This is a genomic window from Actinosynnema sp. NPDC050436 (genome assembly GCF_040655415.1).
GTDB lineage: Bacteria > Actinomycetota > Actinomycetes > Mycobacteriales > Pseudonocardiaceae > Actinosynnema.
Map to the genome: position 1 here is coordinate 81828 of NZ_JBFAJV010000016.1, position 13162 is coordinate 94989.

Annotated in this window: 14 protein-coding genes and 1 riboswitch; of the genes, 8 read left to right on the top strand and 6 right to left on the bottom strand. The window is 72.8% G+C overall.

All coding sequences use genetic code 11. The features are described from left to right. Positions 1-2: 2 nt before the first annotated feature. Positions 3-1289 carry a sugar ABC transporter substrate-binding protein gene (locus AB0I60_RS30675; protein WP_360735823.1) on the bottom strand — a complete coding sequence of 429 codons (1287 nt, stop codon included), beginning with the start codon at positions 1287-1289 and terminating at the stop codon, positions 3-5. A gap of 228 nt (positions 1290-1517) precedes the next feature. On the opposite strand from AB0I60_RS30675, the gene AB0I60_RS30680 reads away from it, so the two are divergent. Together AB0I60_RS30680 and AB0I60_RS30685 are read left to right on the top strand one after the other, a co-directional pair. Continuing rightward, positions 1518-2276 carry a GntR family transcriptional regulator gene (locus tag AB0I60_RS30680; RefSeq protein WP_360735825.1) on the top strand — a complete coding sequence of 253 codons (759 nt, stop codon included), beginning with the start codon at positions 1518-1520 and terminating at the stop codon, positions 2274-2276. A 36-nt stretch (positions 2277-2312) separates the two neighbouring features. Further along, complete coding sequence (locus AB0I60_RS30685; protein ID WP_360735827.1) at positions 2313-3770, top strand: MFS transporter; 1458 nt, start codon at positions 2313-2315, stop codon at positions 3768-3770. An 81-nt stretch (positions 3771-3851) separates the two neighbouring features. On the opposite strand, the gene AB0I60_RS30690 is transcribed toward AB0I60_RS30685, so the two are convergent. Continuing rightward, positions 3852-4787, bottom strand: a complete 936-nt coding sequence (locus AB0I60_RS30690) for a threonine/serine dehydratase (protein WP_360735829.1) — start codon at positions 4785-4787, stop codon at positions 3852-3854. A 1173-nt stretch (positions 4788-5960) separates the two neighbouring features. On the opposite strand from AB0I60_RS30690, the gene AB0I60_RS30695 reads away from it, so the two are divergent. After that, positions 5961-6875, top strand: coding sequence for a S1 family peptidase (locus tag AB0I60_RS30695; protein ID WP_360735831.1), 915 nt, complete (start codon positions 5961-5963; stop codon positions 6873-6875). A gap of 93 nt (positions 6876-6968) precedes the next feature. On the opposite strand, the gene AB0I60_RS30700 is transcribed toward AB0I60_RS30695, so the two are convergent. Both AB0I60_RS30700 and thiE read right to left on the bottom strand, forming a co-directional pair. Then, positions 6969-7724: a class III extradiol ring-cleavage dioxygenase gene (locus AB0I60_RS30700; protein ID WP_360736012.1), complete on the bottom strand. Its 756-nt coding sequence runs from the start codon at positions 7722-7724 to the stop codon at positions 6969-6971. Further along, positions 7724-8383: a thiamine phosphate synthase gene (thiE, locus tag AB0I60_RS30705; protein ID WP_360735833.1), complete on the bottom strand. Its 660-nt coding sequence runs from the start codon at positions 8381-8383 to the stop codon at positions 7724-7726. Before thiE ends, AB0I60_RS30700 begins: the two co-directional genes overlap by 1 nt. Positions 8384-8426: 43 nt before the next feature. Continuing rightward, positions 8427-8538, top strand: a riboswitch (TPP riboswitch). Between thiE and thiO the strand changes: the two genes are divergently transcribed. The 4 genes from thiO to AB0I60_RS30725 all read left to right on the top strand — a co-directional run bounded on the left by thiO (position 8524) and on the right by AB0I60_RS30725 (position 11016). Further along, positions 8524-9537 (top strand): glycine oxidase ThiO, encoded by a 1014-nt coding sequence (gene thiO / locus AB0I60_RS30710; protein ID WP_360735835.1) that lies wholly within the window; start codon positions 8524-8526, stop codon positions 9535-9537. Its footprint overlaps the riboswitch before it by 15 nt. Then, the gene (thiS, locus tag AB0I60_RS30715; RefSeq protein WP_360735837.1) at positions 9534-9734 is read left to right on the top strand and encodes a sulfur carrier protein ThiS; all 201 of its coding nucleotides are present in this window, start codon (positions 9534-9536) and stop codon (positions 9732-9734) included. Before thiO ends, thiS begins: the two co-directional genes overlap by 4 nt. Before the next feature lies 1 nt (position 9735). After that, the gene (locus AB0I60_RS30720) at positions 9736-10494 is read left to right on the top strand and encodes a thiazole synthase (protein ID WP_360735839.1); all 759 of its coding nucleotides are present in this window, start codon (positions 9736-9738) and stop codon (positions 10492-10494) included. A gap of 90 nt (positions 10495-10584) precedes the next feature. Beyond that, the gene (locus AB0I60_RS30725) at positions 10585-11016 is read left to right on the top strand and encodes a MarR family transcriptional regulator (RefSeq protein ID WP_360735841.1); all 432 of its coding nucleotides are present in this window, start codon (positions 10585-10587) and stop codon (positions 11014-11016) included. Positions 11017-11408: 392 nt separating this feature from the next. Here the strand turns inward: AB0I60_RS30725 and AB0I60_RS30730 are convergent, their stop codons facing one another. Continuing rightward, on the bottom strand, positions 11409-11843 hold the full coding sequence (locus AB0I60_RS30730) for an SRPBCC domain-containing protein (protein WP_360735843.1): 435 nt from the start codon (positions 11841-11843) through the stop codon (positions 11409-11411). A 105-nt stretch (positions 11844-11948) separates the two neighbouring features. Between AB0I60_RS30730 and AB0I60_RS30735 the strand changes: the two genes are divergently transcribed. Next, complete coding sequence (locus AB0I60_RS30735; protein WP_360735845.1) at positions 11949-12659, top strand: helix-turn-helix domain-containing protein; 711 nt, start codon at positions 11949-11951, stop codon at positions 12657-12659. Here AB0I60_RS30735 and AB0I60_RS30740 read toward each other — a convergent pair. Further along, entirely contained in the window at positions 12586-13146 is a 561-nt protein-coding gene (locus AB0I60_RS30740; RefSeq protein ID WP_360735847.1) for a VanZ family protein, read from the bottom strand. The genes AB0I60_RS30735 and AB0I60_RS30740 overlap by 74 nt on opposite strands. Between the last annotated feature and the right edge of the window lie 16 nt (positions 13147-13162).

Genomic DNA, 13162 nt, shown 5'->3' on the forward strand with positions numbered 1-13162 from the left:
GGTCATCCGCCCAGGGTCTTGGACAGGGCGGCGTTGGCGTCACCGGTCGCCGCGTCGAGCGGCTTGGCACCGGTCAGGTACGCGGTCAGCATGTCCTTGAGCGGGTTCTGGCCCGCCTCGACGGCGGCCCAGGCCGGCGTGGTCGGGGTGACCTTGCCGTTCGGGGCGGACGCGGCGAGGGCCTTGCCCAGCGGGCTGGTGGCCAGCTTGGCGGTGTCCTTCGAGGTACCGGGGACGGCGCCGCCCTCGGCCAGCATGTCCTGGTACTTCTTGGAGCTCAGCAGCTTCAGGTAGCCCTTGGCCAGGTCCTGGTTCTTCGAGCCCTGCGGGATCGCCACGTTCGAGCCGCCCAGGAAGACCGGGGCGGTCTTGCCCGAGGTCTTGGACGGGATCGGGAACGCCGCGGTCTTGTCCTTCAGCGTCGGGTCGGCCTTGACGGCGCTGCCCAGCTCCCACGGCAGGGCGATCATCATGCCGACCTTGCCCTTGGCGAACACCTCGTACTGCTGCGGGGTGGCCTCGTCGGCGTCCTTCGGGGCCTTGGTGCCCGAGGTGTCGACCAGCTTCTTGTAGAAGTCGAGGCCGGCCTTGGCCTCGGGGGTGTTCAGCGCACCGGCCCACGCGGAGCCCTGCGCCTTGGCGACGTCGCCGCCCTCGTCCCAGATGAACGAGAGCAGGGCGTACCACGACTGGCCCGGGAGGTACAGCGACTGGAACTCGGGGTCCGCCGCGTTGGCGGTCTTGAGCTTCTCGATCGCGGCGATCCACTCGTCACGGGACTTCGGGTCGGCCGTGATGCCCGCCGCCTGGAACAGGTCGGTCCGGTAGACCACGGTGCGGTTCGCGGCGTAGAACGGCATCGCGTACTGCTTGCCGTCCCAGGTCAGCGAGTCCTTGAGACCGCCGAGCCACTCGCCACCGTTGAGGTTGTTCACCTCGCCGCTGAGGTCGAGGAGGGTCTCCTCGGCCGCGAACTTCGCCGTCTGGGTGTTGCCCAGCTCGATGATGTCCGGCGGGTTGTTGCTGCTCAGCGCGGTGGTGAGCTTCTCCTGGATGCCGGTCCACTTCTGGACCTCGTACTTGACGGTGACGCCGGAGTTGGAGTCCTGGAACTCCTTGTTGAGCGCGTCGGTCAGGGTGGTCGGCGCGGAGCCGTCCATCAACCAGACCGTCAGCGTCTTGGGTTCCCCGGAGTTCCCGGTGCCGCCACCGTTGGTGCTCGTGCCACATCCGGCCACGGCCACCGCGAGTGCGGCGGCACCTACGGCCAGTCCTCTCCAGCCCTTCACGTGTGCGCCCTTTCGAATTGCCCGGTCCCAGTGACCGGAACGCCTAAAGTGGTGTAGACCAATGCGGCCTAGAGTGTGCCTCGCCACAAGGCATGTCAAGGACGTTGCCGAGACGTTGCAAAGTCATCGGATCAATATCCTCGATCCTTGTCGGGGGTTCGGGCGCACGATCCGACGTGGACAAGGCATCCTGTGCTGGGAGCGCTGGCAAGGTCGAGGAGGAAGGCAATGCTGGAGACGAGCCCTGCATCTGGCGTCGACGCCAGGTCTCGCGCGCAGCGCGAGCCGAAGTACTGGGGACTCAAGCGGCACCTGCTCGACCTGCTGCGCGCGTTGCCACCGGGATCACCGATCCCGACCGAGCGCTCGCTGGCAGCCGAGTTCGACGTGTCGCGGACCACGGTCAGGCAAGCGCTTGCGGAACTCACGGTCGAGGGCCGGTTGCTGCGCGTGCAGGGGAAAGGCACGTTCGCGGCGGAACCCAAGGTGGCCCAACGCCTTCAGTTGTCGTCGTACACAGAGGACATGAAAGCCCAGGGCAGGCAGCCCTCGTCGCGCCTGATCGAGGCGTCCGAGATGCCCGCCGAGGCCGAGCTCGCCCGGCTGCTGGGGGTGCGCGCCGGGGCCAAGGTGCTGCGGCTGCACCGCCTGCGGCTGGCCGACGGCGAGCCGATGGCGATCGAGACCACGCACCTGGCGCTGGGTCGCTTCCGGGGGCTGCGCCGCTACCTCGCACCCGGTGCCTCGCTGTACCAGGTGCTGCGGGAGCGGTTCGGGGTCGAGATGGGCCACGCGGAGGAGACTATTGAGACCGCGCTGGCTTCGCCCGAGGAGGCGGAGCTGCTCGGGGCGGACATCGGCCTGCCGATGCTGCTGCTGTCCCGGCACTCGTTCGACACGGAGGGCAACCCGGTCGAGTGGGTCCGGTCGGTCTACCGGGGTGACCGCTACAAGTTCGTCGCCCGGTTGAACCGTCCGGTCGACTGACAGCGGGACGACCGGACCAGCCGCACACTGGTCCGCATGGCGGACGTGGTCCGGTGGGGCACCCCGCGCGCACGGGCCGTGCTCGCGGCGACCATCCTCGGCTCGGGGATGGCGATGCTCGACAGCACCGTCGTCAACGTGGCGCTGCCGAGCATCGGCGCGGAGCTGGGCGCGGACGTGGCCGGGCTCCAGTGGGTGCTGGACGGCTACCTGTTGTCGCTGGCCTCGTTGATCCTGGTCGCGGGCTCGCTGGGCGACCGGTACGGGCGGCGGCGGGTGTTCGTGCTCGGCGTGGTCTGGTTCGGCGCGGCGTCGCTGCTGTGCGGGCTCGCGCCGAACACCGGGCTGCTGGTCGCCGCCCGGGTGCTCCAGGGGGTCGGCGGCGCGCTGCTCACCCCCGGCTCGCTGGCGATCATCCAGTCCGCATTCGTGCGGGACGACCGGGCGCGGGCGATCGGCGCGTGGTCGGGCCTGTCGGGCGTCGCCACGGCGGTCGGCCCGCTGGTCGGCGGGCTGCTCGTGCAAGCCTGGTCGTGGCGGCTCGCGTTCCTGGTCAACCTGCCCGTCGCGGTGGCGTGCGGGTGGCTCGCGCGCCGCTGCGTGCCCGAGTCGCGCGACCCCTCGGCCACCGGCCGGCCGGACGTCGCGGGGTCAGTCCTCGGAGCACTGGGTCTGGCCGGGATCACCGGCGCACTGGTCGAGGCACCCGCCCGGGGCGCCGACGCGCTGGTCGTCGCCTCGGGCGCGGCGGGGGTCGCCGGGCTGACCGCGTTCGTGCTGCTCCAGCGCCGCGCGAAGAACCCGCTGGTGCCGCCCCCATTGTTCCGGAATACAACATTCGCGCTGGCCAACGGCCTGACCTTCCTGGTCTACGCGGCCCTCGGCGGTGTCCTGGTGCTGATGGTCCTGCACCTCCAGGTCTCCCTCGGCTACCCGCCCACGGCGGCCGGCCTGGCGAGCCTGCCGATCACCCTGACCATGCTCGCGCTGTCCGCCCGGTCGGGCCGGCTGGCCCAGCGGATCGGGCCCCGGACCCAGCTCGTGGTCGGACCTCTGCTCGTGGCGGCCGGGATGCTGCTGCTTCGGAGAGCCGAACCGGGCGTGGGGTACCTGGACGGGGTGCTGCCGGGCGTCCTGGTGTTCGGCCTCGGCCTCGCCACCGTCGTCGCACCGGTCACCGCGACCGTCCTGGCCGCCGCGCCCGACCGGTACGCGGGGGTCGCTTCGGGCGTGAACAACGCCGTGGCGCGCACCGGCAGCCTGGTCGCCGTCGCAGTGCTGCCCGCCGTGGCCGGCCTGACCGGGTCCGCCTACTCCGACCCGGTCGCCCTCACCCAGGGGTGGCGGACGGCGCTGCTGGTCTGCGCCTCGGCGGCGGCGGTCGGCGGCCTGCTCGCGCTGGGCACCGACAACGACGTGCTCCGCCCCGCCGGACCGGGCCGGGACTGCCACAGCTGCGGCGTCGACGCGCCACCCTCCCGCACCCGGACCTGACCCGCGCCCGGACCTGAGCCCCCGCCCGGGGTCGAGCCCCTGCCCGGGGTCGAGCCCCTGCCCGGACCTGAGCCCCGACCGTCAGCCGGCGAGCAGGCGGAGGTAGGCGGCGGGGTCGACGTTGCCGCCCGTCACCACGGCCACCGTCCGCTCCGGCCACCGCCCGGCGTGCGCCAGGTGGGCCGCCACCGCGACCGCCCCGCTCGGCTCCACCACCAGCCGCGACCGCCGGGCGAGCTGCCGCACCGCCTCTGCGATCTCCTCCTCCGTGACGGTGACGAACTCGTCCACCAGGGCCCGGATGTGGGCGAACGTCAGCTCGGACGGCTCCGCCCGCAACCCGTCCGCCGACGTCCGCTCCCGGTCGGCCGCCGGCCACCGCACCAGCGCCCCGGCCCGCAGCGACGCCGCCGCGTCGGCCGCGAGCGCGGGCTCCACGCCCACCACCCGGGCCGCCGGCCGCACCGCCTTCACCGCCGCCGCCACGCCGGAGACCAGCCCGCCGCCGCTGACCGGCACCAGCACCACCTCCACCGCCGGCGCGTCCTCGACCACCTCCAAGCCGACCGTGCCCTGCCCGGCGATCACGTCGACGTGGTCGAACGGCGGGATCAGCGTCGCCCCGCGCTCCTCGACCAGCTCGTGCGCGCGGGACTCGCGCCGCGCCATCGGCACCAGCACCACCTCCGCGCCCCACGCCCGCGTCGCCGCCACCTTCACCTCGGGCGCGTTCTCCGGCACCACGATCACCGCCGGCACCCCGAACTCCCGCGCGGCGAACGCGACCGCCTGGGCGTGGTTGCCGCTGGAGTAGGCGACGACCCCGCGCGCCCGCCGGGCGTCGGACAGCCGTGCCAGCGCGTGGTAGGCGCCCCGGATCTTGAACGCGCCCACCGGCTGGAGGCTCTCGGGCTTGAGCGAGAGCCGGTCGTCGAAGCGGAGCAGGGGGGTGCGCACGACCACCGGGGCGATCAGCCCGGCGGCGGCGCGGATGTCGGAGATCGTCACGAGTGCCATGGGGTCGATCCTCACCCCGGGCCGACCGCCCGCGCCGGCCCCGTCCCGGCTCACGGCTCGCAGATCAAGGGCTCGCGGACCGTCGCGGGGGTGCGCCGGGCGGTCGGCGTGAAGTCGGAGCGACCGTCTGGCTTGTGGGCCTCGTCACATTCGGCGGTGTCGACCAGGTACGCGGGGCCGCTGCGCCCTCTTCCACGGTCGAGACGCAGGCCCGTCCGCAACCACCGAACGGCCGACCCGGGGAGAACACCACGCGAGCCACGCCCAGCACCACGGCTGAACCGACGCCGACCACGGGGTCGTCGGTCGTGCCGACTACGACACCGCCCGCACCGCCGGTTACTCCGAGCGAAACCGGAAAGCCTCCGGTATCACCCGCTTGGCCCAGCAGCATTCACACGTCGGGGCCAGAGGACACCGAAACCCTTACTTCTGGCAAATCACCCCAAATCGGTGATCGTCTCATTACCTTGAGTGAGAGTTAACTGTCAAACGCTACACAGCGCAGTCAAATGGTCGTGAGCTGTGACACACTTCCACCTCGGATGGACCGAACCGTAATAGGTAACAGGGTCATAACGTCGCTCGAACGGGTGAGTACCGGTCGGTAGAGACCGAGAAAGGGGGCGCTGTGCCGAGGTTCCGAGCGCCTTCCGCCCGTCTCGGGTCGGCGGCCGGCGGCCCGTCCGGCCGCGCGCCGGCGTCGTCCGGCCCTGCGGTGAGGTCGCCGGGAGGCGCGGCGGAGCCACCGCGACGGCGGTGGCGGAGGAGCTGCGCGATCGGTCACCGGAACGACGGTGAGAAGTAAAGGGGTGGGGCGACCCCTGCCGCCGCCCCACCACCCGTCCCCCTAGAGCCCCCGAGAGCGGTCCCTGCAACCAGGCTCTCGGGTTCCCTGCACCCGAAGATGAGGGAGACGTCTTGATGAACCGCACGAGTGCGGTCCGCCTCGCGGTGGCCGCCTTGCTCGCCACCGGCACGGCTACAGCCCTCAGCGTACCGGCGATCGCGGACCCTGCCGCCCCCTACGGGGCAACGTCCGCCAACACGGAGAGCTACCCGGCCGAGTTGCTCCGAGCGGTGGAACGCGACTTGGGCCTAAACGCCGAGGAAGCACGCGTCCGACTGGCCAACGACGCCAGGTCGGGTGAACGTGAGGCACAGGCGCGAAGTGTGCTCGGAGACACATTCGCGGGTGCGTGGATCGACGGCGCGACGGGGGCCCTGACCGTCGGCGTCACGGATCGTGGTCGGGTCGACGCCGTCCGTGCCCTGGGCGCCGACGCCAAGGTCGTGCCCTTCTCGCAGCGCGCGCTCACCGGCGCGAAGACCGCGCTGGACTCGGTCACCGCACCGGTCTCGGTGACCGGTTGGCGGGTCGACGACGCGAGCAACACCGTCGTGGTCGAGGTCAACCGCCACACCCGCGACGCGGCGGCCGACCGGTTCGTCGCCACCGCCCGGTCGATCAGCCCGGCGGTGCGCGTGGTCGAGGTGGACACCGCGCCCACCCCGCTCTACGACACCCGGGGCGGCGACGCCTACTACATCGGCGGCGGCGGTCGCTGCTCGGTCGGCTTCGCGGTCACGGGCGGCTTCGTGACGGCCGGGCACTGCGGTCGCACCGGGGCCACCACCACGGGGTTCAACCGGGTCTCCCAGGGCACGTTCCGGGGCTCGTCGTTCCCCGGCAACGACTACGCGTGGGTGGCGACGAACTCCAACTGGACCTCCCGCCCGTGGGTCAACCGCAGCGGCTCCAACGTGATCGTGAAGGGCAGCAGCGAGGCCGCCGTCGGCGCGCAGATCTGCCGCTCCGGCTCCACCACCGGCTGGCGGTGCGGCACCGTCCAGGCGAAGAACTCCACGGTCAACTACCCGCAGGGCTCGGTGTCCGGCCTCACCCGCACGAACGCGTGCGCGGAGCCCGGCGACTCGGGCGGCTCGTGGGTGGCGGGCAGCGGCTTCGGCCAGGCCCAGGGCGTGACCTCCGGTGGGTCGGGCAACTGCTCGTCCGGCGGCACGACCTACTTCCAGCCCCTCGGCGAGATCCTCAGCGTCTACGGCCTGCGCCTGACCACGGGCTGACGTGGCGCGCGGTCGACATCCCTGCGGACCGCGCACCACGGGTCGAACACCCCCCGGGCACCCCTCCGCCCGGGGGGTGTTCCACGTCCTGCCTCAGTCGAACTGGACGGACCGCTTGGACAGCCCGTACCAGAAGCCGTCCACGGTGGTGGTCGCGTCCTGGTCGGCGCTCGCCCCCAGCGACACGAACAGCGGCGCGAAGTGCTCGGTGCGCGGGTGCGCGATCCCGGCCGCCGGCGCCTTGTGCCGGAAGTCCAGCAGGCCGTCCACGTCCTTGGCGGCCAGCGCGCGCCCGGCCCAGTCGTCGAACTCCGCCGACCACGCGGGCGGCTGGTAGTCCGGGCCGGTCCGCATGTCCACGCAGCTCAGGTTGTGCGTCATGAACCCGCTGCCGATGATCAGCACGCCCTGGTCGCGCAGCGGTGCCAGCGCGCGCCCGACGTCGAACAGGCGGCGCGGGTCCAGGGTGGGCATGGACATCTGGAGGACCGGGACGTCCGCCTCCGGGTACATCTCCTTGAGCGGCACGTACGCGCCGTGGTCCAGGCCGCGCGCGGCGTCCTGCGCCACCGGCTCGCCGACTAGCTTCGCCACGCTCGCGGCGAGGTCGGGTGCACCCGGTGCCTCGTAGGTGACTTCGTAGTACCGCTGCGGGAAACCCCAGAAGTCGTAGGTGAGCGGCACGGTCGTGGTCGCGCCCAGGGTGAGCGGCTGCTCCTCCCAGTGCGCGGACACGATGAGGACCGACTCGGGGTGCGGGAGCGCGTCGGCCCACGCCCGCAGCTCGCCGGTCCACCGGTCGTCGTCGGCCAGCGGGGGAGCCCCGTGGCCCAGGTACAGCACAGGCATCACGCCGACGACTGTACGCCCTTTAGTTGAATTTTCAACCAGGATGCGGCGGCAGCCGGGTCCTCCGCCTCGGTGATCGCCCGCACCACCACGACCCGGTCCGCGCCCGCCGCCAGCACCTCCGGCAACCGCTCCCGGTCGATCCCGCCGATGGCGAACCACGGCCGGTCCGTCGTGCCCGCCGTCGCCCGCACCAGGTCCAGCCCCGGCGCGGGCCGACCCGGCTTCGTCGGCGTCGGCCAGCACGGCCCGGTGCAGAAGTAGTCCACCCCCGGCTCCGCCGCCGCCGCCCGCGCCTGCCCGACGTCGTGCGTCGACCGCCCGATCACCACGTCGTCGCCGACCACCCGCCGGGCCACCGGCACCGGCAGGTCGTCCTGGCCCAGGTGCAGCACGTCCGCGCCCACCGCCAGCGCCACGTCCGCCCGGTCGTTCACCGCCAGCAGCGCGCCGTGCCGGGCGCACGCCTCGGCCAGCACCTCCAGCGCCGCGATCTCCTGCCTGGCCTCCAGGCCCTTGTCCCGCAACTGCACCACGTCCACCCCGCCCGCGAGCGCCGCGTCCGCGAACTCCGCGAGGTCGGGGCGCGCCGGCGTGCACAGGTAGAGCCGCGCGTCGGCGAGCCGCCGCCTGATCCGGGTTCCGTCGAGTTCTGGCACGGCCGCACCGTAACCGCCGGCCGGAAACGTGCGCTACGGTGGACGTGGTCCGCACGGGAGCCTGGAGAACACCGGGCTGAGAGGGAGCGTGGTCCGCTCCGACCGTCGAACCTGATCCGGGTCATGCCGGCGCAGGGAGCGTGAGTGCCTTGGTGAGTGCGAGCGGGATCACCGTCCTCGGCGGCGGTGTCATCGGCCTGTCCGTCGCGTGGTGCGCCGCCCGCGCCGGGCACCCGGTCGAGGTGGTCGACCAGGGGTCGCCGCACGGCGGCTCGTGGGTCGCGGGCGGGATGCTCGCGCCGATCACCGAGGCGTGGCCCGGCGACGAGGCCGTGCTCGCGCTGGGCGCGGAGTCGCTGGCGCTGTGGCCGGAGTTCGCCGCCCAACTGGGCGTGCCGCTCAGCCCCGTCGGCACGCTCGCGGTCGCCACCGACGCCGCCGACGTCGAGGTCCTCGACCAGTTGCGCGGCTTCCTGCACAGCCAAGGCCGCTCGGCGACCAAGCTCACCCGGCGCGAGCTGCGCGCCCTGGAGGCGGGCTTCGGCCCATCCGTCCGAAGTGGACTCTCCATGCCGGGCGACCTGTCCGTGGACAACCGCGTCCTGCTCGCCGCCCTCCGCTCGGCCTGCCGCGAGCACGGCGTCCACCTCACCGACTCGTCCACACAGGACCACCCGATCACCGTGATCGCCGCCGGCGCGTGGAGCCGCGACCTGCACCCCGCCCTGCGCGACGTCATCCGCCCCGTCAAGGGCGAGATCCTCCGCCTCACCGCACGACCCGGCGCGCTGCCCCCACCCCGCCACACCCTGCGCGCCCAGGTCTCCGGCCGACCCGTCTACCTGGTGCCCCGGACCGGCGGCCTCGTCCTCGGCGCCACCCAGCACGAGAACGGCTTCGACCCCGACGTCACCGTCGGCAGCGTCCGCGACCTCCTGCACGACGCGGAAGTCGTGTGGCCCGCCGTCGCCGAGTACGCGCTCACCGAGACCGCGGCCGGGTTCCGCGCCGGCAGCCCCGACAACCTGCCCGTCGTCGACTGGCTCGAACCCGGCGTGCTGGCCGCCACCGGCCACCACCGCAACGGCCTGCTGCTCGCACCCGTCACCGCGCGGCGGGTGCTCGACCTGCTCCGCGAAGGAGGAAACAGTTGAAGGCACGGGTGAACGGCGAACAACGGGAACTGGCCGACGGCTCCACCGTGGCCACGGTCCTCGACCTGCTGGGCGCACCGCCCTCCGGCGTGGCCGTGGCGCTGGACGGCGAGGTCGTGCCCCGCGCGGCGTGGGCGTCCACCCCGGTGCCGGACGGGTCCGCCGTCGAGGTGCTCACCGCCGTGCAGGGAGGCTGACGTGGACGACCCGCTGGTCATCGCGGACCGCGAGTTCGGCTCCCGGCTGATCATGGGCACCGGGGGAGCGGCGAACCTGTCCGTGCTGGAACGCGCCCTGGTCGCGTCCGGCACCGAGCTGACCACCGTCGCCATGCGCCGGGTGGACGCCACCGGCGGCGGCGTGCTGGACCTGTTGCGCCGCCTGGGGATCGACGTCCTGCCCAACACGGCCGGCTGCCGGGGCGCCGCCGAGGCGGTGCTGACCGCCCGCCTGGCCCGCGAGGCGCTGGAGACCGACTGGGTCAAGCTGGAGGTCGTCGCCGACGAGCAGACCCTGCTGCCCGAGCCCGTCGAACTGCTCGACGCCGCCGAACAGCTCGTGGACGACGGCTTCACGGTCCTCCCGTACACCAACGACGACCCGGTCCTGGCCCGCCGGCTGGAGGACGTCGGGTGCGCCGCCGTCATGCCGCTCGGCTCGCCCATCGGCACCGGCCTGGGCATCCGCAACCCGCACAACATCGAGCTGATCGTCGCCCGCGCCGGCGTCCCGGTCATCCTCGACGCCGGCATCGGCACGGCATCGGATGCCGCGCTGGCAATGGAACTCGGCTGTTCCGCCGTCCTGCTGGCCACGGCGGTCACCCGGGCCCAGGACCCGCTGCGGATGGCGGCGGCGATGCGGGCCGCCGTGGAGGCCGGCAGGTTGGCCCGAGCGGCGGGCCGGATCCCCCAGAGGTTCTGGGCGCACGCGTCGAGCCCTGCGCCGGACGTCTGATTCGTTGATCACCCGTCGGGCGGTGGGAGGGGCACAGGGCATGATGGATGCTTCTGGTCCACCCGTTCGTCGTGCACGTAGGAGGCTGCCGTGGCTGCCGACCAGGTCGAGGACGCCACCGCCCGGCTGTACCTCGCAATCGGCAGGCTGTCCCGCTTGCTGCGCCGCACCGGTTCGCCGGGCCTGGGGCCGGGCGCGGTGAGCGCCCTGGCCACCCTGGCGAGGTGCGGCCCCATGCGCCTGGGCGACCTGGCGGCGAAGGAGGGCGTGGCACCCCCCACCCTGTCCCGCATCGTGGCCGCGCTGGTGGAGGCGGGCTACGTGAAGCGCGACCCGGACCCGCAGGACGGCCGGGCGTGGCTGGCCACCCCCACCCCGGAAGGCGAGACGATGGTCTCCGGCGTCCGCTCGGCCCGGGTGCACGAGCTGCAGCGCCGGATCGAGGAGCTGAGCCCGGAACACCAGTCGGCCCTGGTGAACGCCCTGCCGGCGCTGGAGGAACTGGTCGGCGAGGCCGGCTGACGGGGTGGGCGGTGATCACTCGATGGGGTGATCAAAACATGAAATGTACGGAAACGCCGTTCCCGATCCTCGGTTTGTATATCGATCCCGCGAACCACCCCCGACCGCTCACCCACAGCCCGTCGACCCCTCACCGCCGCTCCCTCACCGCCGCTCCCTCACCGCCGCCCACCCCAGCCGCCCACCCCGGCCGCTCGTCCCAGTCGCCTGCCCCAGCCGCCTGCCTCAGTCGCCCATTTCGGCCGCCCACCCAAGCCTCCTGTCCCGCTCGCCCGCCCTGTCCGCCTGCCCCACTCGCCCTTCCCAGTCGCCTGCCCGGCGGCCGAGCCGTCCGTCCGACCTGCCTGCCGTCCGTCCGAGCCGTCCGTCCGTGCTGTCCGAGCCTCCGCAGGTCAGATCCGCCGCTCGGCCTCCGCTTTCAGCGCCACGTTGAACGCCTCGAACTCACCCACCAGCAGCTCCCTGCTCTGCGCGTAGACCGAATCCGCCAGCGGCCCGGTCCACTGCTCCCGGTTCACCAGCAGGGTTCCACCGTCCCGCGCGGACAGCTCCCAGCGGTGCTGGCCGAAGAACAGGTCCGGGTCCCCGCCCTCCGACGCGAGCAACCCGGGTGCCTCGACGGCCGTGATCCGCCCCTCGAACTCGCGTTCCGCCGGCGAGCCCCACGCGGCCCTGGTGCGCACCGCCGCGCCCTCCCGCGCCTCGCCGGACACGTACTCGATCAGCTCGGTCCACTCGGGGTACCGCGCGAAGTCGGTCAGCACCGCCCACACCACCTCGGGCGGGGCGTCGATGGTGATCTCGGTCCGCAGTTCATTTTCCTGCATGGCTGTGCAGGTTAATGGTTCGGTCGCCGGTCCGCACCCGGTTAAGCTGCTCGCATCGCAGGGGTCAAGGGGCAGGTGCAACGGCGCGGCGTCGAACGGCGGCGCGTGCTGGTCGACGCCGCCATCGAGCTGTTCGGGCAGCAGGGCTACGCCGCGACCGGCGTGGCCGCGATCGCAACCAGAGCCGGCGTGACCCCGTCCGCCGTCATCCACCACTTCGGTTCGAAGGAGAACCTGCTCCGCGCGGTCCTGGACGAGTTCGACGTTCGCGCCGCCGCCCGGGTCGCCGAACACCTCGTCGGCGTCGGCCCGGCGTGCGAGGCCGGAACCGGCATCGACGGCGCAGCAACGCCCAACAGTTCACACGTCGGTGATGGGGCGGTGCCCGCCGAGCCGGAGAGCACCAGCGTGGCAACGCCCGCCCAGTCGGATGGTGGCGCCAGGTCAACGCCCGCCAAGCCGGGCGGCGGCGTGGCAACGCCCGACAGGCCGGACGGCGGCGGGCGATTCGCCGGGGGCAAAGCCGGGCTGGTGGCGGCGTTGTTGGCGGACGCCGACTACACGATGGCCCACGCGGGCCTGGCCACGTTGCACGTCGTGCTCCAGGCCGAGCACCTCAGCGCAACGGGTTCCGAAGTGCGCGAACGGTTCCTCGCACGCAACCGCGCGTTGCGGCGCGCGTTCGCGGAGGTCGTCGGCGAAGTGGGCGCGGCGGAGCTGGTGGCCTTCCTCGAAGGCGCGCTCACCTTGTGGCTGCTGGATCCCGCGACAGTCGATCTCCGCGCGCTGTACGAGAGCTACCTGTCACGGCTGTGACCAGCGCACCGACCACCACCGCGCCCACCGCGCCGACCGTGTTGTTGTAGAAGTCCTGCGCCTCGCACACGCCGAGCCCGGTCATCAGCTGAACCACCTCGACCGACATGCTCAACCCCGCCGACAGCACCAGAACGGTCAGCGGACGCCTGGTCGCCACGGTGGCGAAGAACGCGAACGGCACCAGCATCACGAGGTTGAGCCGTTCCAGCGAGCCGGTCAGCGAGAAGTCGTTGAGCGCGCACACGCCGACCGGGTCGGTCGTCCACACGCCCGCGTCCAGCACGCCCGGCCGGCCCAGCGTCACGGCGAGCGCGAGCGCCAGCCCGCACCCGGCCAGCACCGACATCACCGGCTGCCACCCGCGCCACCGCGCCAACCCCAGTGCCACCGCGCCGAGCACGAGGCACCCGAAGAACATCGCCGCGATGACCTCCGGTCGGCTCAACACCAACTCCGCGATGTACGCGTCCTGTCGTGCGCTCATGTCCTGGTGGACGCGC

Coding starts and splice junctions, on each gene's coding strand:
- AB0I60_RS30680 (WP_360735825.1), top strand. CDS start 1,518: ATGCTGGAGACGAGCCCTGCATCTGGCGTCGACGCCAGGTCTCGCGCG.
- AB0I60_RS30685 (WP_360735827.1), top strand. CDS start 2,313: ATGGCGGACGTGGTCCGGTGGGGCACCCCGCGCGCACGGGCCGTGCTC.
- AB0I60_RS30690 (WP_360735829.1), bottom strand. CDS start 4,787: ATGGCACTCGTGACGATCTCCGACATCCGCGCCGCCGCCGGGCTGATC.
- AB0I60_RS30700 (WP_360736012.1), bottom strand. CDS start 7,724: ATGCCTGTGCTGTACCTGGGCCACGGGGCTCCCCCGCTGGCCGACGAC.
- AB0I60_RS30730 (WP_360735843.1), bottom strand. CDS start 11,843: ATGCAGGAAAATGAACTGCGGACCGAGATCACCATCGACGCCCCGCCC.
- AB0I60_RS30740 (WP_360735847.1), bottom strand. CDS start 13,146: ATGAGCGCACGACAGGACGCGTACATCGCGGAGTTGGTGTTGAGCCGA.